At 65.2% G+C, this 20658-nt stretch carries 19 protein-coding genes, 1 tRNA gene and 3 pseudogenes; 9 read left to right on the forward strand and 14 right to left on the reverse strand.

Annotation, left to right across the window (positions count from 1 at the left end; all coding sequences use genetic code 11):
• Positions 1-4: 4 nt before the first annotated feature.
• From CNE_RS13610 to CNE_RS13630, 6 genes and pseudogenes are all read right to left on the reverse strand, one after another.
• On the reverse strand, positions 5-658 hold the full coding sequence (locus CNE_RS13610; RefSeq protein WP_013957681.1) for a hypothetical protein: 654 nt from the start codon (positions 656-658) through the stop codon (positions 5-7).
• Positions 655-1233: a PFGI-1 class ICE element type IV pilus protein PilL2 gene (gene pilL2, locus CNE_RS13615; RefSeq protein ID WP_013957682.1), complete on the reverse strand. Its 579-nt coding sequence runs from the start codon at positions 1231-1233 to the stop codon at positions 655-657. The genes CNE_RS13610 and pilL2 overlap by 4 nt, the downstream gene beginning before the upstream one ends.
• Positions 1234-2759: 1526 nt before the next feature.
• Positions 2760-2864 (reverse strand): annotated as a pseudogene (locus tag CNE_RS39260) (single-stranded DNA-binding protein); the annotation flags it as partial.
• Positions 2861-3409, reverse strand: coding sequence for a DUF3158 family protein (locus CNE_RS13620; protein ID WP_013957685.1), 549 nt, complete (start codon positions 3407-3409; stop codon positions 2861-2863). The gene CNE_RS13620 and the pseudogene CNE_RS39260, both read right to left, overlap by 4 nt.
• Positions 3406-4182, reverse strand: a complete 777-nt coding sequence (locus CNE_RS13625; RefSeq protein WP_013957686.1) for a PFL_4669 family integrating conjugative element protein — start codon at positions 4180-4182, stop codon at positions 3406-3408. The genes CNE_RS13620 and CNE_RS13625 overlap by 4 nt, the downstream gene beginning before the upstream one ends.
• 366 nt (positions 4183-4548) lie before the next feature.
• Positions 4549-5709, reverse strand: coding sequence for an RNA-guided endonuclease InsQ/TnpB family protein (locus CNE_RS13630; RefSeq protein ID WP_049800573.1), 1161 nt, complete (start codon positions 5707-5709; stop codon positions 4549-4551).
• Here CNE_RS13630 and tnpA point away from each other — a divergent pair.
• Positions 5697-5930: pseudogene (tnpA, locus tag CNE_RS13635) on the forward strand (IS200/IS605 family transposase); the annotation flags it as partial. The gene CNE_RS13630 and the pseudogene tnpA sit on opposite strands and share 13 nt — an antisense overlap.
• A 257-nt stretch (positions 5931-6187) precedes the next feature.
• On the opposite strand, the gene CNE_RS13640 reads toward tnpA, so the two are convergent.
• Both CNE_RS13640 and CNE_RS13645 read right to left on the reverse strand, forming a co-directional pair.
• A complete protein-coding gene (locus CNE_RS13640) occupies positions 6188-6748 on the reverse strand; it encodes a DUF2857 domain-containing protein (RefSeq protein WP_013957688.1) in 561 nt (186 codons plus the stop codon).
• 8 nt (positions 6749-6756) lie between these two features.
• The gene (locus CNE_RS13645; RefSeq protein ID WP_013957689.1) at positions 6757-8442 is read right to left on the reverse strand and encodes a ParB family protein; all 1686 of its coding nucleotides are present in this window, start codon (positions 8440-8442) and stop codon (positions 6757-6759) included.
• A 537-nt stretch (positions 8443-8979) separates the two neighbouring features.
• On the opposite strand from CNE_RS13645, the pseudogene CNE_RS13650 reads away from it, so the two are divergent.
• Positions 8980-9305 (forward strand): annotated as a pseudogene (locus tag CNE_RS13650) (aldose epimerase); the annotation flags it as partial.
• Between the two features lie 14 nt (positions 9306-9319).
• On the opposite strand, the gene CNE_RS13655 reads toward CNE_RS13650, so the two are convergent.
• From CNE_RS13655 to CNE_RS13665, 3 genes are all read right to left on the reverse strand, one after another.
• Entirely contained in the window at positions 9320-9697 is a 378-nt protein-coding gene (locus CNE_RS13655) for a DUF5594 family protein (protein WP_013957691.1), read from the reverse strand.
• 83 nt (positions 9698-9780) lie between these two features.
• Positions 9781-10893, reverse strand: a complete 1113-nt coding sequence (locus CNE_RS13660; RefSeq protein ID WP_013957692.1) for a CoA transferase — start codon at positions 10891-10893, stop codon at positions 9781-9783.
• Between the two features lie 8 nt (positions 10894-10901).
• Positions 10902-11891: a tripartite tricarboxylate transporter substrate binding protein gene (locus tag CNE_RS13665; protein WP_013957693.1), complete on the reverse strand. Its 990-nt coding sequence runs from the start codon at positions 11889-11891 to the stop codon at positions 10902-10904.
• Between the two features lie 90 nt (positions 11892-11981).
• On the opposite strand from CNE_RS13665, the gene CNE_RS13670 reads away from it, so the two are divergent.
• The 5 genes from CNE_RS13670 (at position 11982) to trmB (ending at position 16514) form a co-directional block, all read left to right on the forward strand.
• A complete protein-coding gene (locus tag CNE_RS13670) occupies positions 11982-12992 on the forward strand; it encodes a LysR family transcriptional regulator (protein ID WP_013957694.1) in 1011 nt (336 codons plus the stop codon).
• Positions 12993-13092: 100 nt separating this feature from the next.
• Positions 13093-14487 carry a PhoPQ-activated protein PqaA family protein gene (locus CNE_RS13675; RefSeq protein WP_238553003.1) on the forward strand — a complete coding sequence of 465 codons (1395 nt, stop codon included), beginning with the start codon at positions 13093-13095 and terminating at the stop codon, positions 14485-14487.
• Between the two features lie 138 nt (positions 14488-14625).
• Complete coding sequence (locus CNE_RS13680) at positions 14626-15486, forward strand: transglutaminase-like domain-containing protein (protein WP_013957696.1); 861 nt, start codon at positions 14626-14628, stop codon at positions 15484-15486.
• A 98-nt stretch (positions 15487-15584) separates the two neighbouring features.
• A tRNA-Gly gene (locus CNE_RS13685) sits at positions 15585-15659 on the forward strand.
• Between the two features lie 66 nt (positions 15660-15725).
• Complete coding sequence (trmB, locus tag CNE_RS13690) at positions 15726-16514, forward strand: tRNA (guanosine(46)-N7)-methyltransferase TrmB (protein ID WP_013957697.1); 789 nt, start codon at positions 15726-15728, stop codon at positions 16512-16514.
• A 69-nt stretch (positions 16515-16583) separates the two neighbouring features.
• Here the strand turns inward: trmB and CNE_RS13695 are convergent, their stop codons facing one another.
• The 3 genes from CNE_RS13695 to CNE_RS13705 all read right to left on the reverse strand — a co-directional run bounded on the left by CNE_RS13695 (position 16584) and on the right by CNE_RS13705 (position 18453).
• Complete coding sequence (locus CNE_RS13695) at positions 16584-17465, reverse strand: undecaprenyl-diphosphate phosphatase (RefSeq protein ID WP_013957698.1); 882 nt, start codon at positions 17463-17465, stop codon at positions 16584-16586.
• A gap of 80 nt (positions 17466-17545) precedes the next feature.
• Entirely contained in the window at positions 17546-18106 is a 561-nt protein-coding gene (locus CNE_RS13700; protein ID WP_013957699.1) for a DUF1439 domain-containing protein, read from the reverse strand.
• A 41-nt stretch (positions 18107-18147) separates the two neighbouring features.
• The gene (locus CNE_RS13705) at positions 18148-18453 is read right to left on the reverse strand and encodes a hypothetical protein (protein ID WP_013957700.1); all 306 of its coding nucleotides are present in this window, start codon (positions 18451-18453) and stop codon (positions 18148-18150) included.
• Between the two features lie 268 nt (positions 18454-18721).
• On the opposite strand from CNE_RS13705, the gene CNE_RS13710 reads away from it, so the two are divergent.
• Together CNE_RS13710 and CNE_RS13715 are read left to right on the forward strand one after the other, a co-directional pair.
• Complete coding sequence (locus tag CNE_RS13710; RefSeq protein ID WP_013957701.1) at positions 18722-19537, forward strand: TetR/AcrR family transcriptional regulator; 816 nt, start codon at positions 18722-18724, stop codon at positions 19535-19537.
• Between the two features lie 2 nt (positions 19538-19539).
• Positions 19540-20652 carry an efflux RND transporter periplasmic adaptor subunit gene (locus tag CNE_RS13715; RefSeq protein ID WP_013957702.1) on the forward strand — a complete coding sequence of 371 codons (1113 nt, stop codon included), beginning with the start codon at positions 19540-19542 and terminating at the stop codon, positions 20650-20652.
• The last annotated feature ends 6 nt before the right edge of the window (positions 20653-20658 follow it).

Here is a 20658-nt window from a genome sequence, read left to right on the forward strand (position 1 = left end):
GCCCCTACGGGATTGCGATGCGCAGCGTGTGGCCGTCGATGCGGAATACCGCGCCATGCGCTTCGATGGCTTGGAGCCGCCAGGCGCCCATGGTGTCGCCCTCACGAAGCAGCCGCACTTCGCGCACCGAAGCTGCGCCCCGCGCCGCGACGGATACAAGGCGCTCTCCACCGCGCAGCTCCAGACCGATGACATTGAAGGGCGGCTCGGGTACCGTTGGCTTGGGAGGTTCAGCTTTGCGCCGCGGTACCATGGCCATGGCCGGCGCTGTCCTCTTTAGGCGATCCTCAATGGCGCCGACGCGCGCTTGCAACGCCTGCAACCCGCTGGCACTATCATCGGCGGTCTGAGCCTGCTCAACCCGCGACAGGCGCTCATCCAGCTCTTGGCGCGTGGCATCGAGATCGGCCCGGATGACGGGCGTTGGCTGCAGCTTAACGGCCTCGGCCTGCTTTTCCAGACCGTCGACACGCGTCGCCAGCGCCTGGACATGGGCATTCTGAGCGCTGGCGCGGCTATGCTCGGTCAGACGCGACAAGCCAACGCTATTGAGGATCGTCAGTGCGCTGACAAGCAGCTGCCAGATGCAGGCGACAACCCACGGCCAGCGTACGCGTCGATCGCGTTTGGACGAGGCCGGTTTGTTCGGTGCATTCATTGTTGCACCTCCGGATTATCAACGCGGTCAATGCCTTCGAGGGAATCCACAGCCGTTGCTTCGGCAGTGGTGGTAGCGGGCGCCACCGCGTGCTTGAAGCAAACCTGGCGCGAGGTTTCATCAACGGCCATGTCCCACGCCGGACCGGCGAGCGTCAGCAACGCATCGCGCAGAACCATCGGTCCCAACCGTAGATGAGCCGCCGGCAACGGCAGCGCATACAGCATTACGGCCTGCGAGCCCTCGCACAGCCGATATCCCGACCGCTGGAGGACATGGCGCATGGCGTCGCCGACCGTGGAGTCGAGCGAGGGCGGGATGGTGATGTCCACGACCTGCTTCATTAGGTCCCGCTGCCCCGGCTCCGCCACCAGTTCCGTCAAGGTGTAGCGGCCGTAGCGGACGACGGGCACAGGGCTGCCTGGCGTATTCGTCCCGGATATCAGCGCTTGGGATTGCTGGGGTGGCCCGGGCGTCTGTGTCAGATCGGCCGGTGGTACGGTGGTAGCACAACCCGTGATAAGGACGGCCCCGGCAAGACCGGCGAGAGGGAGAGAATAGGCGGACAGTCGCATTTATATTGGCTTCCGAAACACGCAGCCATTACCTTCGCCGCATTCGATGCAAACGGCAGCACCAAATGGGAATCGCATCGTCACCGGTTTGGCGATGCAGCCCCGGGATCGAGGAGAGCCAGTTAGCGCCGCGGGGCCGCTCTTCCGCCACAGTGTGATCAATCACGCCTTGGGATAAAGACTCCCCAAGACACTCCTGCAGGCTGGGCTCATGCCTGGCACCGCTGTTGCCAGTGCCCCGTCGGCAGGGCCGCCTCTGCCGCCTCCCGTGAGGGGAAATACTCCACTGCCTCACGTGATACCGATCCTTCACGGTGGGCAGTGCCGATGTAGTGCCCGGCGGCGCTGGAAAGCACCTGCAAGGATGGGTGTTTGCCCGTGTAGGCCTTGGCCAGATGGCCGTTGGGACGGAAAGCCCCACACCATGACGGAAACGGAATCGTTCCAAAGGCTTGCAGAAGAAGCGCATCGGCGTCGGGAAGACGCGCCGCCGCAGGGAGACAATGCGAAGCGGACTGTTGCGATGCATGCGGCGATCACGTCTTACAGACTTGAAAATCCTAGCGGCCTCACCTCGCGCTGACCGGGCGGCAGCCTCCATGCCGAGGGCCGCGCCACTTTCTGACCAGGCAAAGAACAATCGGCTGAAAGCACTAGGCTTTCAGCCTTGGACAAAGGCGCCACCTGTGGCTGCTGCAGCCCTGTCAACGGCATTTGCTGCGCCAGCAGTCGCACTCGACCCGTATCGTGGCTGGGGTCGACATCCTTGGGCACACATCCGTGCACAAAGGGAGCCCGTTGTTCCACCGGCGGGCACCGGCAACGAATACCGACGACCCGACGGGTCTCCTCGAGGCTCGCTGCGGCACAGGCCCGCAAGCCGCCAGGAGACCCTTCGCCATCGACGGAATCAACTGGATCAACGCAACCGCGCCGAGCACGGTCTATCAAGGAACGACCTTCTCGCCTCGCATGTGCATAACGGCACCGTGAGACGCGCGCAACGTTGCAGAAGGTGACATGCGCTGGGATTTCCCGCGGGATGCGAGCAATTGGCCACGCCGGCTAATGCAGCCGGCGTGACGCAGGGTTCGCGAGGCCAGCGCCACCTGTCATGGCGACCTGGCTGATGCGCGCCACTGCGAGATGCGCCGCCCTGCCGGCGAGATCTTCATCCTCGGTTTCTGGATCCGACAATGAAGGCTCCTTGTCGATGGGCGGCTCGCCGGATGGGTGACAGCATGACTGCGCCGAATGAGACAGGCCACAAAAAAGCCGGACTGCATGGGCGCCGATTAATGACCGTCGAGGGAACAATTGCCGCAGCATGCGTCGATTGTTCGCAACCAGCAAGGGGACCCCAAGCTTGCCTCAGGAGAGCGGATGGGAGCGAGTCGACCGCTGGGAATCTGTCCCGGGCGATAGCACACGGCGCACGGCGGGCATGCTACAGCTGCCCGGCGCTTGTATACGACAGCGTTCTCGTCGGCACCCGCTCTTCGCCGCAGACCCGCGCGCCGAGCTGGAACAGTGTGGCGCGGCAGCCGGCCCGGCTTGCGATTTCCATTGGCAAACTCGCGGTAGTCCGGCGCAAGACCGATGTTGCCTTCGCCGACAAACGATGTGCTCATGGTGACTCCTTGGGAATGGTGACAGTGGACGTGGCATGGCTATGGGTGCGCCGCAGGTAAGCGGCCTCAGCCTGGGCCATCTTGTTGGCGCATTCCAAAGCGTTGCGGGCGATGCTGTGGGTCAGGCTGATCTGCATGTTTAGCGCAATACGCTGCATCTCCATCGCATACAGGTCGTCAATCAGCGAGGCCGGTATCGCAGGGCTGCCGATCAGGGATTCCCACAAGGCGACGCCCATGGATGAGCGGTCGACATTGCGCCAGCGTAGGAAGGTCGTCCCTGCGCCAGTCGTTTGCTGGGCCAGCTGCACATTGAGCAGGTTGAAGGGATAGGCTCTGGCTTGGGGCAGCACACGCCGCTGTGCCAGCACGATCACGCTGTCGCGCAGCGCCAGGCATTGACCGGCCCAAGCCTCCAAACTCCCCTTACCTTTAAAAGGTTGTAAAAGGCCTTTTAGGTAGCCTGCGTGTTCCAGCCGCTGGAAGTCCGCCTGTTCCAGCGCCGTGAAGCGCCTCGGCTGGACGGGCATGGTATGTACCGTCATTCCGTCGCATCCTCGTCGCGTGCGGCAGTGCCGGTTGGGTCATCGATGGAGGCGAAAGTCGGCCCCACCGCGGTGGGCGCAGCCGCGGATTCGCGACTACCGCCTCGGCGCACAATAGGCGGTGCAAAGCGTGAACGGCGCGTGCCTTCGAGCACCTCCTGTGGCAGCTCGCCGAGCTTCTGCACTGCCGCCTGCGCCGCCGCATTGTTCTCCGCAAAGTCAGCGCGGGTTGCGCCAGAGAAGTAATACTCTTGGGCGAGCGAAAACAGGCTGCGCATTGCGTGCGCGCCATCGTTGAGCCAGCGCTCCAGCGTGCTTCGGTCAATCAGCGCCGTATGGTGGGCGAGCATCAGCTTGCGCGCGAGGTCGTCGTAATCGGCCAGCAAGTAAATGGCCGCAAAGCCGAGCTGGGCGTTGACGAACAGCGGAAGTTTCACCGGTTGAAGATTCAGGTTCTCACCAAGGCTGAGCGCAGGGGGTACGCTGGCCAGCACCTGCTCCACCTGTTCGCGCAGCGTCTGCAGGCACCTCTTAGTTTCGTCCAGCTTGTCTTCGATGCGAAGCATCCACCAGTCGGAGTAGGGATCGTCCTGCTCGGCGCCGCGTTTCATCTTTCCCATCACGCTGATGTAGCCGTTGAGGCCGATGATGCCGGGCCGCCCCTCTGCCGCGGGGCGGCCATGCCAGATACGGGAAGCGTGGTGAGTGTGCAGCGTCAGCGATATCGCGCTGCGCAACGATCCGAGATTTAGTTGCAAGGGTTCATTAGCCATAGCGACGACTCAAAAAGGAGGAATGAGTCGCTAGCATCCGCGTCGCCCGGAAGGGCGTCAGTCAAAAAAGCGCAGACCGGGATTGCCCGCTTTGTTCGATGCGGAAGGCCGGGTGTGCCAGCTATCCCCTGGGGATAGCTGGCAGTCAGCCATTTTCATGGAGAGCCGTGGGCGCCATACCTCGTATGCTCTGCACACCAGGCGGCCCGCTGAGCGTCACGTAGGCAACGAAGCTCGAACATTGACATCTCTCCGTCCTCAGCCTTCGGCTGCCGCCTTACGGCGGAAAGGACGAGGATTCCTACGGCGCTACGTGATGCTCTACGTAGTCACTTCGGTGGGTTCCTGCTTCGTAGAGCGGCTTGACTACGCCGACTCTCCACAGGCTGCAACGCGGTGCCCCCGCGCCAAAATGTTGATCGCGCCGACCACGTCGGCGTGATTCGCATAGCCGCATGCCACACAGGCGAAGCTCGCCTGGCTCTGCCGGTTCTCGGCAGATACATGCCCGCAGCAAGGGCACGTGCGACTGGTGTGCTGTGGCGGCACAGCTATTAGCCAGCCGCCATTCCACGCTAGCTTGTATTCCAGTTGACGCCCGAACTCGTACCAACCCTGATCGAGGATGGCCTTGTTCAGGCCGGACTTGGCCCTGACGTTCTTGCCCGGTTGCCCGCTTGAACCGGCCGCTGACTTGGACATGTTCCGTACCTTCAGGTCCTCGATACACACCATCGCTTGATTTTCGCTGATCGTGGTCGTGGCTTTGTGCAGGTAGTCGAGGCGGGCGTTACCGATGCGTGCGTGGATACGCTGGATTCGGGCCTTGGACTTCTTCCAGTTGTTGCTGAATTTCGTCTTGCGGCTCATCGCCCGCTGCGCACGGCGCAGTCTGGCTTCGTGCTTCCTAAAGCTGTTGAGCGGCGCGAGGAAAGTGCCATCGCTCATGGTGGCAAAGCGAGCGATGCCCATGTCGATGCCGATGGCGCTGGTGGCTTTCGGCACAGGTCGCTCGACCTTCCGCTCAGTCTGGATCGAAACAAACCACTTGCCGCCCGACAGGCTGACGCAGGCATTGCGTACCTCACCGAGTACGTCGCGGCTGTTCCTGTATCGCAGCCAGCCCAGCTTGGGCAAAAAGATACGCGAGTTGGTCTGATCAAGCTTGATTTGCTTCTGGTCGGGATAGCGGAAACTGTCGCCCAGACCCTTCTTCTTGAAACGCGGGAAGTCGGCCCGTTTTGCGAAGAAATTTGTGTAGGCCCGCTCCAAGTCCTTGAGCGTCTGTTGAAGAGGATGGACTGGTGCATCGGCCAGCCATGCTGTTTCCGTGCTGTTGCGCCACTCCGTGAGTTGCTTACACAGACCGGCATAGCTGAGCTTCTTTTCGCCTTGATCGTAACGCTGTTTCTGCAACGCCAGCGCCTTGTTATAGACGAACCGGCACGATCCGGCATAACGGCGCATGTTGCGCTGCTGCTCGCCGTTCGGCATCAATTCGTATTTGAAGGCTTGAAGACGCTGCATGCCTTCTTGAGAACTACCCGCCAAAGGTCGCGGTGTCCGCACTGGTAAACAGCTTGAAAGGGGTATCCAGCCGTATGATCCGAAAGAAGAACTACCCGAGCATCAGCAAGAAGCTATGGGGCGGTGCGCTGTGGTCGCCGTCTTACTTCGCAGGGAGCTGCGGCGGTGCGCCCATCGAGATCATCCGCCAATACATTGAACAACAACAGACGCCGCATTAGCCGCCGAAAGGACGCCGATGGCGTCCGCGCTATCCTTCCCCGGCCTAAAGGCAGCCTAAAGGCCGAGGCTTGCCGCGCACCTGGTCAAGCTCATGAACCGGTTGCGCGCTAGTGCTGCATCCATACGTGGCGTGGAGTTGCTCCGGATGCCGTTTGGGCGATCGATGGGGCCGATGCCAGCTCTCTTGTGTATCGAGGAACCATGCCGACAGTGCTATGGGGCCATCACGCCAGGGCGCACTGCCCTTCCCAATGGTCTACACCAGCCCCTCGTCGATCCAATTTCGGATCGACGCCCAGACCACCGACATCGGTAACGTCAGGGTCTCGGCCAGGTCCATCGACAGGCCCAGCATGGGCGGATCGTCGTCCAGCGCAAGATTACGCTCGCCGACTCCGGCCTTCCAGTGTTTCCACAGTGCGATGCCCTGTGTCTCGTCTAGCACCGGGTGCCGGCCCTTGCGTTTGGGCAAGCCGAGAATGTCGCGCCGCAGTGCGATTTCTTGATGCGTGAGGCCGTAGAAGCGGCTCACCATCTCCGTGCTCGCGCCCAGGCGCAGCATGCGATCCACCGTGGCAATTTCCTGCTCCACGTCATGCACTTGGCTTAGCAGCCGCTTCAGGACCTCACGATTGACCGATACCGAACACCACGACACCGTGGCGTTGACCAGCACACTGACTAGCGCCGGATGCTTGAGCGCCTCCAGTTCCTCTTCGCCGAATCCCATCGCTTTGCACCGACGCAATTGGCCATTGCGCAGATCGTGCAACGCTTGGGCGATGACAGCCTGGTTGAGCGGGTGAGATGACGACATGGTGGCCCTCAGGAATCGCGGCCCTGATCGGCGAACCCCGTACCGTGCTCCAGGTCTCGCAGCCGTCGCGCCAGACGCAGCAGCCGGAACAACTTCATCAGGCCAGTGTCGCTCAGTCGCGTGGACGCTGCCCCAGCGCCATGCAGCAGCGGCGCCAGGTCGTTATCCAGTCGCGCACGATTCAATCCTGTCGCGATTGGCTCGGGCATGCTCAACGCATGCAACAGCGCCAGAAGCGCGCGAGGGAAATCAGGCAAAGCGCTCACCTGCCCAACGCGGGGGATCATGCAAACGAAGCCGATACCACTGTCACTTGGCACGATCTGATTGGCAACCGCCGCCTCTTCGGCAATTTCACGGGCAAACTGTGCAATATGCACCCGAAGTCGGCTTGGCTCGTCCAATCCTGGCTCGATATGCCAGACATCCGAGATCGGGTAGAGGCCACCGACCAGAACCGGAATCGCGCAAGAAGCATTGGTGTCAAAGTCGAGTAGCCTGTCGCCCAACTGGCTCGATACCTGGCCCTGAACGCACTGCATGCGTTCGGTGGTCGGCGCCGGAGACACGATATGCCCCTGCACGGGCTGCCCATCACGGTCATCCCGTACTGGCGCGGCAGCTTCTTCCTCAACTAGCCCGCTGCCAGCCGCAGACACCATTGCAGCCCGTGTTGAGGCCTCTTTGAACGCCAGTTCAGTCGATAGGCCGGCCGGCTGGGCTGTCGCCGCCGCCTGAGGAAGGGATGCCGGCTTTGGCGTCGAGAATATGGTAGAGGCCGTCGATTTCGCCGGCGCCGGCTCGCTGCTCAACGCGCGCTGCCGGCTTTCGCTGCCGTCGATTTCGAGGCTCAGCGCATCATAGCCTGTGCCCAGCAGCTCGGCCATCTGGCCCACTAGTTCATCCTTCACCCGCTGGAGCGAAAAGCCATCCGGTAGCGCGTCGAACTGCGACAGCACATCCTGGAACAGCGAGGCGAAGTCCACCACGAGGTGACTCTCCTGAGCCCTTCGTTCCCAGGTTCGCTCGCACGCCTTGCGCAGCACCACGAGCCTGTCCACCTGATGCCGGCCGAGCCCTTGGTACAGCACGGTAGGTATCGCCGACAGCAAATAGCACACCGCATCTTGCATGCGGCTGATGTGTGATTGCTGCACCGGATAGCCATCGGCCGTCAGGCGCCGGGCGAGTTCGGACTGGCTCAGTTTGCTACCTGCCTCCTGCTCGTAGAGTCTGCGCGCCTTCTCGACTCCCAGGGCGCGCTCGATGAAAGTCAATCCGCCGCGCAGTTCGTTTTCTGCCAGGTGGCCCGTTAAGGCGACGATCTCGCCCCGTTCCGGCCACGGACGGAATAGGCAGAAGATGCGAAAGAACCGCTCCTGCTTGGTCTCTGCCCACAACTCGCGAAGTATTGCCAGTCGCGTATTGCCACCGTTGCGAATGATTAAATGTGCTTCACCTGGGCGCCTGGTTATCGCCGGTGGCGCGTCCAAGCCGCGCTCTCGGATGGAGGCTTTGATTTCCTCATAAGCCGGATTGCGCATAACGCGCGGATCGTGGTCATACGAGCGCAATTGGTCCAGCGTCACAATCATCGGTGTGTCAGCGATGGGATCGCTCCCAGCTGTCGCCGAAGGGACGGCCCTCTGAGCCTTGGCCGCGATCAATTTTTCGTCCTTGTCCCGAAGATTCATCCGAATGCGCGGGAAACCTCGGCCTTCAGGCCGGGAAGGGATAGCGCGCCGTGTGTAACTCGGCCTTCTCCCGCGACTCCTTGGTCTTAAGCTATCCTTGTGTATCGGTATCCGTCACTCCGTTGGAGCCGGGTCAATGTCGATGCGCAATGCCTTGGACCACATCTCTGCCGCGTTGGATAGTGAAATTGCCAGTCGCTCGAACCGCTACGCAGACAACGTAGGTTCCCGGCTTATTGCCAGTGGGCAATAAGGCGTGCACCCAAGTCTCCAGTCTGGAATCCCTGCATGCGATCTCGCGAGTTTCCTCTTCGGCAAACCTGTTGCCTTCGGCTTCGCGAACCGGGCGTACGCAACAACTCCCAGGAACGCTCATATGCAATGACGGATACTGGGTCTCTTCCGTCTGCAGGCGATGCGCAACCGTCATATCGACATATGCAGCGGGGCGTACCTGCGTGATTAGACCTGCTCTGCAAGCACTTGGCAAAGACCGATTTTGTATGAATTGTTGCGCCTGGAGGCATAATCAGAGCGCCTGATGGCAGCCCCGGGCCTGCGGAGCCCGGGGAGACGACATACCAGCTCGACGATCCACGGCTGCAGGACACCTTCCACGTCTTCCGCGACAACCCGGCTGCGGCGCTGGCGATGCCGGGTCGCCGCATCAGGTTCGAACTCGACCTGCCCGGCAGCGCGCCCTGGCATGCCGTGACCATGTGGTCGCAGTCCGCGAGTTCCGATTTCTATTGCGTGGAGCCGTGGGTGGGCCTGCCCGATGCCATCCACCACGGGCAGGGGCTGCGCTGGATCAACCAGGGCAATCTGAAAGTGCGGTGTGCCGGCTGCGGGTGACGGCCTGAATCAGCGCACGCGCTCAGTGCTCGAAATCCAGCCCGCCGATCAGGATCTGCGGGTCAACCTGCGATAGAGAACGGAAATCGATCCCGCGCGGCTCCTGCCAGGCACGCAGCTTGGATGGCAGCGCCGCCAGGTAGCCGGCAAAGCGCGCCTCGCCACCATCCGCGAACAGCCGCTGCACCTCCAGCCCGTCCCACGCGAGCGTGATATCGAGCGCATACTGATGGCGCCGCAGGTCCGGCGGCCCATCGCCCGTCACGCGCAGGCGCGGCGGCCAGCCAGGGGCATCGGCAGGCAGCGTGTGGAGTTGCACGCGCCGGTCATGCTGGCTGATCGCGGCAACAATGCGCGGCAGGCATTCGGCTTCAAAGCGGGCGAAGAAATCGGTGGTCAAGGTGGGGGCGTCCTGACGTTGCGAAGGGCGATGGCGGCACACTGCCGTGCGCCACCGTGCCAGCAACTATACGCCGCCGGGTGTCATACCGGGCGGTAGACCTGGAAGCCCAGCCCCGGCGACAGCACCTCAGTCTTTCCTTCCTGCAGCGCCACCGGCCGCAGGCTGCCATTGGCCATCGACTCCCCCGCAAACTCAGCGATATTGCGCAGGCGGGCCGCCGGGATCCCCAGCGCGTTGAGGCGCAATTCCAGGTCCTCTGCGGTGCCCGCCGCCACCGCGCCCGCAATCGCCCGCTTGAGCGCGGCCGGATCGAGCGAGCGCACGAAGGCAGGCAAGGCGCCGGCATCCAGCGGCATCTCGAACAAGGCCGGATCCCGCGCAAGCTCGCCCAGCCCGAGCACCTTTAGCAGCGCGAGCAACTGCTTCGGCGTATTCGCGCCGATCGCCAGCCAGCCATCCTGCGTGCGGAAGAAATCGGCCGACGGGCTGCCCGAATACCCCTGGTTGCCCTGCCGCGCCGGCACGCCGCCGGCGGTCATGGCATCGCACGTCATCGGATACATCAGCTGCAGGCCGGCCGTGGCCATCGAGACATCGAGCAGCATGCCCCGCCCCGTGCGCTCACTCTCGCGCACGCCGGCCAGGATGGCAAAGGCGGCCAGCATACCGGTGGCCGAGTCGATCACCGGGAAGCCGGTCTTCATCGGCGGATCGCCCTCGGTGCCGGCCATCCAGGCCATGCCGGTGGCGGCCTGCACCACGTGGTCGTAGGCAGGCCGGCCATGCCACTGCGCCGCGCCGCGGCCAAAGCCCGAAATGCTGCAATAGACCACGCGCGGATTGACCGCCCGCACCGCCTCATAGCCCAGCCCGAAGCGCTCGAGCACGCCCGGCCGCAGGTTGTCGACGAAGACGTCGCAGCGGCCGGCCAGTTCCAGCGCGTGTTCGCGCCCGGCTTCATCCGACAGGTCGAGCGCCAGCGACGACTTGCCCGCATTGAGCGCGACAAAGGCGGCATGCCCCTTGCCCGCGCGGCGCATCACGTCGCCGCCGCCGGCGCTCTCGACCTTGGTGACCTGCGCCCCCAGCTGCGCCAGCAGGAAGGTGGCAAACGGCCCGGCGATCACGTGCGAAAAATCCAGCACGCTGATGCCGGCCATCGGGGCAAAGTCTGGTTGTGGAGTGAGGGTCATGGGATGGCCTATTCGATGGTGATGCGGTTCTTGTCGATAACCTGGCGGATGCGGGTGGTCTCATCGGCCACCAGCCGCGAAAAGGCTTCAGGCGTGGGCGTCGGCGCAAGCACCGCGCCCATCTCGGCATAGAGCCGGCGCAGGCCGGGATCGCCCAGCGCCTGCATCACCGCGGCATGCAGCCGCGCCACGATCGGCGCGGACAGATGCGGCGGCGCCCAGATGCCGCTCCATGCGTCGAGATCGAGATCCTTGCGGCCCAGCGCCTCATTCAGCGTGGGCACCTGCGGCAGCACCGCGGCGCGGCTGGCCGAGGTCACCGCCAGGGCCCGCGCCTTGCCGCTGGCGATCTGCGGAATCGCCGTCGCCGCCACCGGGAAGCCGAACTGCGTGTCGCCCTTGATCAGCGATGGCACGATCTCGACCGAGCCCTTGTACGGCACATGCACCACGTCGATGCCGGTGGCCGACGCAAACGCCGCACCCGACACATGCGCGGCCGAGCCGATCCCGCCCGAGGCATAGTTCAGCGTGCCGGGCGCGCGGCGCGCCGCGGCGACCAGGTCGGCCACGTTCCGGTACGGCAAGCTGGCGCTGACCACCAGCACCGCCGGGCTGACGCCGACGCGGATGATGTGGGTGAACGCCATCGGGTCGAACTTTGCGCCGGGCTGCAGCAGCTTCTGCGTGACATGGGTCGAGGCACCCAGCATCAGCGTGTAGCCATCCGCCGGCTGCTGCGCGACGAACTCCGCGGCCAAAATGCCACCTGCACCGACCTTGTTCTCAACCACCACCGGCTGGCCAAGCTCGCGCGCCAGCAACTCAGCCAGCTTGCGGGTCTGGATATCCGGACCGCCGCCGGCGGCGTAGGGCACCACCAGCCGGATCGGCCGGTTGGGATAGGGACTGGCCGCACCGGCCCTGCCCAGCGCGGCAGCGGCCGGCAGCGCCAGCAGGGACTTCAGCAGCAGGCGGCGCCCGACGTTGGCATGCATCGCATGTCTCCTCCATGGTTTGCCCCGATTGTCCGGCGCCGGGCCATTCGAAACAATTATCCAGTCTTGATGGAGCCATCACGCTTTGTTATGAGTCCCGCCTCCCCAACGCGCGCCAGCGCCGCCGCCCCCGCCGCCACCCCTTCTCCCAACCGGATCGACCGGCTGCGCATCCGGCACCTGCGCCTGCTTGACCTGGTGGCGCGCAGCGGCTCGCTGACCGCGGCCGGCGAAGCGCTGCATATCAGCCAGCCCGCCGTCACCAAGATGCTGCAGGAACTGGAGCACGCCTTCGGCTGCAAGCTGATCGAACGCACCACGCGCGGCGGGCGGCTGAGCGCCGCGGGCGAACGCGCGCTGGAGCGGCTGCGCGTAGTGCTGGGCGTGATCGACGCCACCGGCGAGGCGCTGCAGGCGCGCCCGGAGGTGCCACTGGTCCGGCTGGGCATGCTGCCGCTGGTGGGCGTGGACGTGCTGCCGCAGGCGGTCGCGCTGCTGCGGGCCCAGGACGCGCTGCCGCGCTTGGCAGTACGCGAACATACCGTCGGCGGCCTGACCGCAATGCTCTGCGAAGGCGAACTCGACTGCATCGTGGGCCGGCTGCAGAAAGGCGACACCGACCAGCTCAAGGCCAGGGTCCACATCACCCCGCTGCGCGACGAATACCTGGCCGTGGTCTGCGCCCCCGGCCACGCGCTGGCGAGGCGCCGCGAGGTTGCGCTGGCTGACCTGCAGGAGGGCCCCTGGATCCTGCCGCCGCGCGGCACCCACACGCGCGACGTGTTCGAGCAGCCATTCCTCGACGCCGGCCAGCTGCCGCCCGTGCCGCATATCGAATCGGCCTCGTTCCACAGCAACCTGGCCATGACCGCCTCCGGTGGCTTCCTGACGGTGGCGCCGGCCACGGCGCTGGCCCACTACCAGGCCATGTCGATGGTGCGGGAAGTGCGGCTGCGCACCCCGTTTGCCTCGGGCCGGCTGGTCTTCATCACCCCGGCGGAGATCGAGGCGCCGCCCGCCGTAATCCGGTTGCGCGAAGCCCTCGAAGCGGTGACAAGGCAGGACACCGGTGCACCGCCGGCACGCGCGCGGCAACGCTGACGGGTCATATCGATTCGTGATGGCGCTATGCAAACTGGCGAATTGCCGGTAATGGCCACGCTCACGACAATGCCTCTTCCCATCACAGGAAGGAGACATCGTGACAACACGGATCATGGGCATTGCGCGGCAAGCGGCCTGGCTGCTTGCGTCGCTGCTGCTGCCCGGCATCGCCGCAGCGCAAGCGCAGCCGGCCGGCCCGGCGGCGTTCTTCGACATGCAGGCCGTACGCGACGAAAGCACGCTGGCACCGGTGATTTCCCGCGATACCGTGGTGCCCAGCCGCGCGCGCCCCGGCAAGCGCGTGCGCGTGATCGAACTGCGCTTCACCAGCCAGGACTGGAAGGGCTTGCCATGGACGCACCCGGCGCGCATCTACGTGCCCGACGGCTACCAGGGCGGCGGCAACGCGGGCATCATCGGCACCGAACGGCAGTTCTTTGACGAGCCTGCCTGGCCGCGCCACACCATCCCCGGCACTGGCCTGAACACCGAAGCCGAATACGCCGAAGGCACCGCCATCGACCTGGGCATGCCCGTCATGCTGTTCTCCAACCCGGCCGAAGACTACTGGGGCATGAACGAATCCGACCTGACCGGCTATGCGCTGAAGCAGGTGATGGAAACCGGCGACCTGACCTGGAACGGCTATTACCCGATCGCAATGGCCTACCTGCGCGCGATCACCCTGATGCACAACCTGCCCGGCGTACGCACCGAGCGCGCCGTGCTGATGGGCTGCTCCAAGCGCGGCTTCGCCGTCAGCATCGCCACCGGCGTCGACCCTGACCGCGTCGCGGGGGTGATGGCCACCTGCTATTACGGCGGCAACAGCCTGTACTTCCTTGCGCGCAAGTACGCCGAGTTCGGCCCCGGCGTCGGCGGCCCCGCGCAGCAGCGCACCGGCCCCGGCTTCCAGCCCGCCGACGCCGTGCTGCGCACGATCAACAACCCCACGGGCTTTCGCATGCTGACGCACTTTGACCCGTATATGTGGCGCAAGCAGATGCGATCCAGCTTCCTGGTCGCGCTCGGCACCAACGACGAGTTCTTCGCGCTGGGCACTCCCAACAGCATGCTGACCGAGATGTCCGGCGACAAGGCCTTCCTGGCGGTGGACAACCTGCCTCACTCGTGGGTCTCGGCCAAACACCTGGCTGCATGGCGCATGTGGCTGGCGCATACCTTCCTGGGCCGGAAGCTGCCCGCGATCGAAGCCAGCGGGGTGGCGCAGGGCGGGCAGTTCGCGGTGCGGGCGAGCGTCAGGGCCGAAGCGGCGCCTGCCCGCGTGCTGCTCTATTACGCCTACAACCCGGTCGCCGCCGACTGGCGCAAGGCCAGGTGGGAGTCGGTGCCGATGCGCACCGATGGCGAGATGTATGCCGCCGGACTGCCGCTGCGCGATGGGTATCGGCTGGCGTACTACGTAGAAGTGGAGGACAAAGGCACAGGCGGGACAGGATTTGTCAGTTCGCTGGTGAACTTTGCGAACTAGCACAGCAGGAACCTGCCGCGGCATCCGTGGCGCAGGCAGGGCCGGCGGCCCGCACTACACTGGAAATGGATGTACCGCCATTTCCGGCGCAAGGGAACCGGCCGCCTTTTCCCGGCCCCAGCCAGTGCTGACCACCCGATGAACCGCCTCAGGTACGCAGTAAGCCTGTCCTATGAGGTCATGGATCCCATGGCAGACTTCCTGCTCAATATCGAAGCCGCCCGCACGCCCCGGCAGTCCGTCGTCTCGGAGCAGCTGACGCTGCCGCCCGGCCTCGAGACCGCCCGCTACACCGATCCCGTGCTGGCCAACCGGCTGCTCAGGCTGCGCGCGCCCCGGGGCCGCCTCGGCATCCGCTATGAGGCGATCATCGACATCGATCACTACCTGGAAGACGGCGACAGGTTGTCGGAAGTGCCCGTTGCCGAGCTGCCCTTCGATGTCCTGCCCTACCTGGCACCAAGCCGCTACTGCGAGTCTGACCGCCTGATGGAATTCGCCAGCCGCGAGTTCGGCGGCATGCTGCGGGGCTATGTGCGCGTCTACGCCATCCGCGAGTGGGTGCGCAATCACGTGCGCTTCCTGTCGCGGTCCACCAACGAACGCACCTCGGCTGCCGACACCATCGTGGAGCGCACCGGTGTCTGCAGGGATTTCGCCCACCTGATGATCGCCCTGTGCCGCGCGCTGAGCATCCCGGCACGCATGTCCAGCAGCCTCGACTATGGTGCGGACCCAAGCACGGGCGCGCCGGATTTCCACGCGGTGGTGGAGGTCTACCTGTCGCACCGCTGGTACCTGCTGGATCCTTCGGGCATCTCGATCCCCACCGGCCTGCTTCGCATCGGCACCGGCCGGGATGCCGCGGACATACCGTTTGCGGCCATCTTCGGCCAGGTAAGGTCGGAGCGGCCCGCGGTGGAAATCGAGCCGTTGACGGATGCGGCGGCTGGTATCGGCATGCCGGTGTTTACGCCGCAGGCGATTTCGACGTGGTAGCGGATCAGGACGTTAGTGCTGGAACAGGCACTTATTTTGCCAGCACCGCAGATGGCTGCTTGCGTCCTCGCCAGAAATCCGCATAAAATCGCGGGTTCGCGGGCGTCGTATAATGGCTATTACCTTAGCTTCCCAAGCTAAAGACGTGGGTTCGATTCCCATCGCCCGCTCCACTTCCAGTCGAGACAAGCCGCCTTTGCCACCATTACGGTGATCTGCCCGGCGGCTTTTTTGTTGCCATGCTTCCCCAAGACCCCAGCACCGATCCGACGCCGGCTGACGACGCCGCGCCGGTAGACAGCGCCGGACAAGCGTCCGCTCCCTCTCCTGCCGATCCTGAAGGCGTTGCGCATCCGCGCCGGATCCGTTCGTTCGTGCGCCGCGCGGGGCGGACCTCGACCGGGCAGCAGCGTGCCATCGACGAAGTCGGGCCGCGCATGATGGTGCCGTATGCGCCACAGCCACTGGACTGGGAAGCTGTATTTGGCCGCAAGGCACCGTCGATCCTGGAGATCGGCTTCGGCATGGGCGAGACCACCGCGCATATCGCCGGCCTACGGCCGCAAGACAACTTCCTGGGCTGCGAGGTACATGAGCCCGGCGTGGGCGCGCTGCTCAAGCTGATCGACGAGCGCGGCCTGGGCAATGTGCGGATCCTCCAGCACGATGCGGTGGAAGTGATTGCGCATATGCTGACCGACGACTGCCTGGACGGCGTGCATATCTACTTCCCCGACCCCTGGCACAAGAAGCGCCACAACAAGCGCCGGCTGGTGCAGCCGCCGCTGGTGAAGGTGCTGGCCGCGCGCCTGAAGCCGGGCGGCTATATCCACTGCGCGACCGACTGGGAAGAGTATGCGCACCAGATGCTGGAAGTACTGTCGGGCGAGCCGTTGCTGGAGAACACTTCGACCGCTGCGGACGGATTTGCCGAGCGGCCGGATTACCGGCCCGTGACCAAGTTCGAGCGGCGCGGCGTGCGCCTCGGGCACGGCGTGTGGGACGTGGTCTTCCGCAAGCGCGCCTAAGCGCTCGCAGCCGACCAACAAAAAAGCGTGGCAGATGCCACGCTTTTTTGTTGCCCGCGGCAAACCCACTCAGGCGTGCCAGGACACCAGGCCGGAGTATGCGGTCACCAGCACCACGATGCCGAAGGCGATGCGGTACCAGGCAAACGGCTTGAAATCATGCGTGGCGACGAAACGCAGCAGCCAGCGCACGCACAGGAAGGCGGACAGGAAGGCAAAGACGAAACCCACTGCAAAGATGCCGAGGTCGTCGGCGTTGAGCAGCGCGCGCGCCTTGTACAGTTCGTAGACGGTGGCACCGAAGATCACCGGGATCGCCAGGAAGAACGAGAACTCGGTGGCCACCTGCCGCGACAGCCCGAACAGCATGCCGCCGATGATGGTGGCACCGGAGCGCGAGGTGCCCGGCACCAGCGCGAAGCATTGCGCCAGGCCGACCTTGAGGGCGTCGCGCCAGTTCAGGTCATCGACCGATTCAATCCGCGGCGCGCCGGCCTTGGCGGCCTCCAGCAGTGCATTGCCCTGCGGATGCGAGACCGTGCCGCGGCGCGCGTCGCGCCATTCGGCCAGCAGGATCACCACGCCGCCAACGATAAAGGCCAGCGCCACCGAGATCGGGTTGAACAGGTGGGCCTTGATCCATTTGCCGAAGATAAAGGCCAGCACGATGGCCGGCACCGAGGCGATCACCACGTTGGCGGCAAAGCGTTGCGCCAGCGGGTCGGCGCGCAGGCCGCGCACCACGTTGCCGATGCGCGTGCGGAATTCCCAGCAGACCGCCAGGATCGCGCCGAACTGGATCACGATCTCGAAGATCTTGCCCTTCTCGTCGTTGAAATCAAGCAGCTGGCCGGCCAGGATCAGGTGGCCGGTGCTGGAGATGGGCAGAAACTCGGTCAGTCCTTCGACGATACCGAGTATCACGGCTTTCAGGGCAAGTGCGATTTCCATGCGGAACGGAGAAACGTTGTCATGGGCGTTGCCCGGCATGCGCGCCGGGACCGCCCTGGATTGTTGTTTGAGCGCCCCAGTCAGGGGCGGTTGATCTTGACGTTGATGCCGTCGGGCAAAACGGTGATTGTACCGGGTGCCACATTCATGCCGGCAACCCGCAGCTGGTCTTCGCGGAAGGTATAGAGCGGATAGCCCTGCAGCAGCTGCTCGGCCAGGATGCCGCCCAGGGCGTTGAGCTGGCGCGAGAACTGCGCGGGCATGCCCTGCACGTCGAAGCGCTGCACCTCGGGGTCCTGCAGCACCACCGAGCGCGTGGGCTCGTCATAGCGCAGGCCGCTGTCCAGCGCAAAACGCCCTGACAGGGCCCGGCTGAAGAACAGCTTGTTGTCGATCATGGCGTCAAACTGCACGTTGACGCGGTTGCGCGCCGGGTCCAGCGTCAGCTGCGGGTTGGCCAGCTGGATGTCGAACAGCTCCATATAGCGCTTGTTGAACGGAAACTTGCGCTCCAGCGCCGCCTGCAGCTGGCTTTGCGAGAAGGTGTATTCGTTGCGGAAGCCGCCGCAGGCGGCCAGGACCACGGCCAGCGTGGCCGCGCCAGCCGCGGCAAGCCAGCGCCGTCGGGAAGTCCGGATCATATTGCCTCCGATTGCGGGATAGTCGGGTCGCGTACCAGGCGTCATGCGCGCGCACAGGGCCGCCCGGGCGTGGCCTGCGGCGCGGTCAGGATTTCCAGCCGTGTCAGCCAGTGCAGCGCGGCTTCGCGCGAATCGCCGCACATCTCGGCCGACGGCTTCAGGCCGCCGCAGAACGCAGGCCGGTCCGGCCTGCCGAACACCGCGCAGCGCATATCCGGCAGCAGCTGCGCGCACGGCTCGCCCGCCGGCTTGCCGCCAGGCATGCCGGGCAGCGGCGAGGCGATCGACGGGGCGATGCAGCAGGCGCCGCAGCCTGCGCGACAGGAAAGGTCTGACCGGCAACTCATGACGATGGTTCAGGATGGACGGCCGCCAGGCGGCCAGCATAAAAGGGACATTGTGCCCGAAGGGCCCCTGCCGTCCTGTAAGAAAAGGAAAACGCAGTAAGCCGCGCCCGCGCACCGCCGGAAAAAGCGCACCCTAAGCCACAAGTCGTAATTTAGCCTCAGTGCCGTCTCGGTGTGTTCCCGAGGGTCGCCGGCCTGTGCTTGACCCTCCCATGGCGCTCATCTACATTACTGACCGACAAGTTATTAACTTCCCGACCCGTCCCCCGTGCCCCGCAGGACCCGCAAGACATCCGTGAAAACGCCCGCCGATCCACACAAGGACGCCGACACCCCGCGTTGGAGCCGGCGCAAGGCCGCCCGCCCGCAAGAGCTGGTGGCCGCGGCGCTCGACCTCTTCGTGGAGCGCGGGTATGCGGCCACGCGGCTGGAAGACGTGGCCGCCGCGGCCGGCGTGTCCAAGGGCACGGTCTATCTTTACTTCGCCAATAAGGAAGAGCTGTTCAAGTCGGTGGTACGCGCGAACTTGGTGCCGGCACTGGCGCGCGGCTCCGACCTGGTCGACGCCTACGACGGCAGCACGCCCGAGCTGTTGCGCGAGCTGCTGCGCGGCTGGTGGGGCCTGATCGGCGCCACGCCGGTGGCGGGACTGACCAAGCTGATCATGGCCGAGTCGGCCAATTTCCCGGACATCGCCCGTTTCTATAACCAGGAAGTGATGGTGCCGGGCGATGAGCTGTTCGCCAAGGTGCTGGCCCGCGGCGTGGCACGCGGCGAATTCCGCGCGATGCCGGCCAACCCCACCACGACGCTGGTCTGTGCGCCACTGGTGTTCCTGATGCTGTGGCAGCGCGCGCTGCGCGCCACCGCCGAGAAGGACATCAACCCCGAGGCCTTCCTGGACGGCCTGCTGGACACGCTGCTGTTCGGGCTGACCACCGGCGACGCCCGCAATCGCCCGCTGCCGCCGCAGACCGGCCCCTATATCTGGGAACGCATCCGCGACGACATGCTGACGCAACGCGCCGCCGCCATGGAAGCCGACGCCGACCCCGATCCCCCCGCGCCGCGACCCGGCCCCTGAACATGAAGCGAAAGACCCTGCTGATCACCGCCGCCTGCATCGCCATCGCGCTGACCGCCACGGTCGCCGTGCGCAAGGCCGGCAGCGCGCGCCAGCCGCAGGCGCCGGCACAGGCCGCCGTCAACGTGGTGGAATTCCTGCAGACCGACCTGGTCAGCGTTGCGCGCCAGGACCTCCGGGTGTCGCTGCCGCTGTCGGGCGGCCTGCGTGCGCTGAACCAGGCCTCGGTCAAGGCCAAGGTCTCGGGCGAGGTCAAGGCGGTGCTGGTGCGCGAAGGCGAGCCGGTGCGCACCGGCCAGGTGATCGTGCGCATCGATCCCACCGAGTACGAAGCCAAGGTCGCGCAGGCGCGCGGCCAGATGCTGGCCACACGCGGACAGTTCGAGAACTCGCGCCAGACCTGGGAGCGCAACCGCGAGCTGGTCGGCAAGGGCTTTATCTCCAGGACCGCGTTCGACAAGTACCAGGCCGACCTGGACGTCGCCCGCGCCAACCTTGACGCGGCCCAGGGCGGGCTGGCGGTGGCGCAGAAGGCGCTGGCCGACACCGTGGTCAAGGCGCCGCTCGAGGGCATGGTGGCCGCGCGCGCAGTGCAGCCGGGCGAGAAGGTCTCGCCGGATACGCGCCTGGTCGACGTGGTCGACCTGCGCGTGCTGGAACTGGAAGCACCGATCCCGATGGCGGACGTGGCGCGCGCCGCGGTCGGCCAGCCGGTGGCGCTGGACGTGGAAGGCGCCGGCCGCTTTACCGGCAAGCTGGTACGCATCAACCCGGCGGTCAGCCAGGGCACGCGCAGCATCATGGTCTATATCCGCGTCGAGAATGCAGACCAGACGCTGCGCGCCGGCATGTTCGCGCGCGGCGCGCTGGTGCTGGGCGAGCGGGCCGGCGTAGCGGCAGTGCCGTCCTCGGCGGTGCGCACGGAAGGCGAGCGCGCCTTCGTCTATGCCATCGACAAGGACACGCTGGCCGAGCGCCCGGTGCAGCTTGGCATCCGCGACGAGGCCAGCGGCATGGTGGAAATCGTCTCGGGGCTGGACGCCGGCACCGAGATCGTCCGCAACAACCTTGGCACGCTGCGCAGCGGCAGCCAGGTCAAGCGCGTCAAGGCATAGGGACCC

Origin of the sequence: Cupriavidus necator N-1 (assembly GCF_000219215.1) — a bacterium.
Lineage (GTDB): Bacteria > Pseudomonadota > Gammaproteobacteria > Burkholderiales > Burkholderiaceae > Cupriavidus > Cupriavidus necator.

Bases quoted from the DNA above. Each gene is read 5' to 3' on its own strand.
- CNE_RS13610 (WP_013957681.1), bottom strand. From the start codon at position 658: ATGAATGCACCGAACAAACCGGCCTCGTCCAAACGCGATCGACGCGTA.
- pilL2 (WP_013957682.1), bottom strand. From the start codon at position 1,233: ATGCGACTGTCCGCCTATTCTCTCCCTCTCGCCGGTCTTGCCGGGGCC.
- CNE_RS13620 (WP_013957685.1), bottom strand. From the start codon at position 3,409: ATGACGGTACATACCATGCCCGTCCAGCCGAGGCGCTTCACGGCGCTG.
- CNE_RS13625 (WP_013957686.1), bottom strand. From the start codon at position 4,182: ATGGCTAATGAACCCTTGCAACTAAATCTCGGATCGTTGCGCAGCGCG.
- CNE_RS13630 (WP_049800573.1), bottom strand. From the start codon at position 5,709: ATGCAGCGTCTTCAAGCCTTCAAATACGAATTGATGCCGAACGGCGAG.
- CNE_RS13640 (WP_013957688.1), bottom strand. From the start codon at position 6,748: ATGTCGTCATCTCACCCGCTCAACCAGGCTGTCATCGCCCAAGCGTTG.
- CNE_RS13645 (WP_013957689.1), bottom strand. From the start codon at position 8,442: ATGAATCTTCGGGACAAGGACGAAAAATTGATCGCGGCCAAGGCTCAG.
- CNE_RS13660 (WP_013957692.1), bottom strand. From the start codon at position 10,893: ATGACCCTCACTCCACAACCAGACTTTGCCCCGATGGCCGGCATCAGC.
- CNE_RS13665 (WP_013957693.1), bottom strand. From the start codon at position 11,891: ATGCATGCCAACGTCGGGCGCCGCCTGCTGCTGAAGTCCCTGCTGGCG.
- CNE_RS13670 (WP_013957694.1), top strand. From the start codon at position 11,982: ATGAGTCCCGCCTCCCCAACGCGCGCCAGCGCCGCCGCCCCCGCCGCC.
- CNE_RS13680 (WP_013957696.1), top strand. From the start codon at position 14,626: ATGAACCGCCTCAGGTACGCAGTAAGCCTGTCCTATGAGGTCATGGAT.
- trmB (WP_013957697.1), top strand. From the start codon at position 15,726: ATGCTTCCCCAAGACCCCAGCACCGATCCGACGCCGGCTGACGACGCC.
- CNE_RS13695 (WP_013957698.1), bottom strand. From the start codon at position 17,465: ATGGAAATCGCACTTGCCCTGAAAGCCGTGATACTCGGTATCGTCGAA.
- CNE_RS13700 (WP_013957699.1), bottom strand. From the start codon at position 18,106: ATGATCCGGACTTCCCGACGGCGCTGGCTTGCCGCGGCTGGCGCGGCC.
- CNE_RS13705 (WP_013957700.1), bottom strand. From the start codon at position 18,453: ATGAGTTGCCGGTCAGACCTTTCCTGTCGCGCAGGCTGCGGCGCCTGC.
- CNE_RS13715 (WP_013957702.1), top strand. From the start codon at position 19,540: ATGAAGCGAAAGACCCTGCTGATCACCGCCGCCTGCATCGCCATCGCG.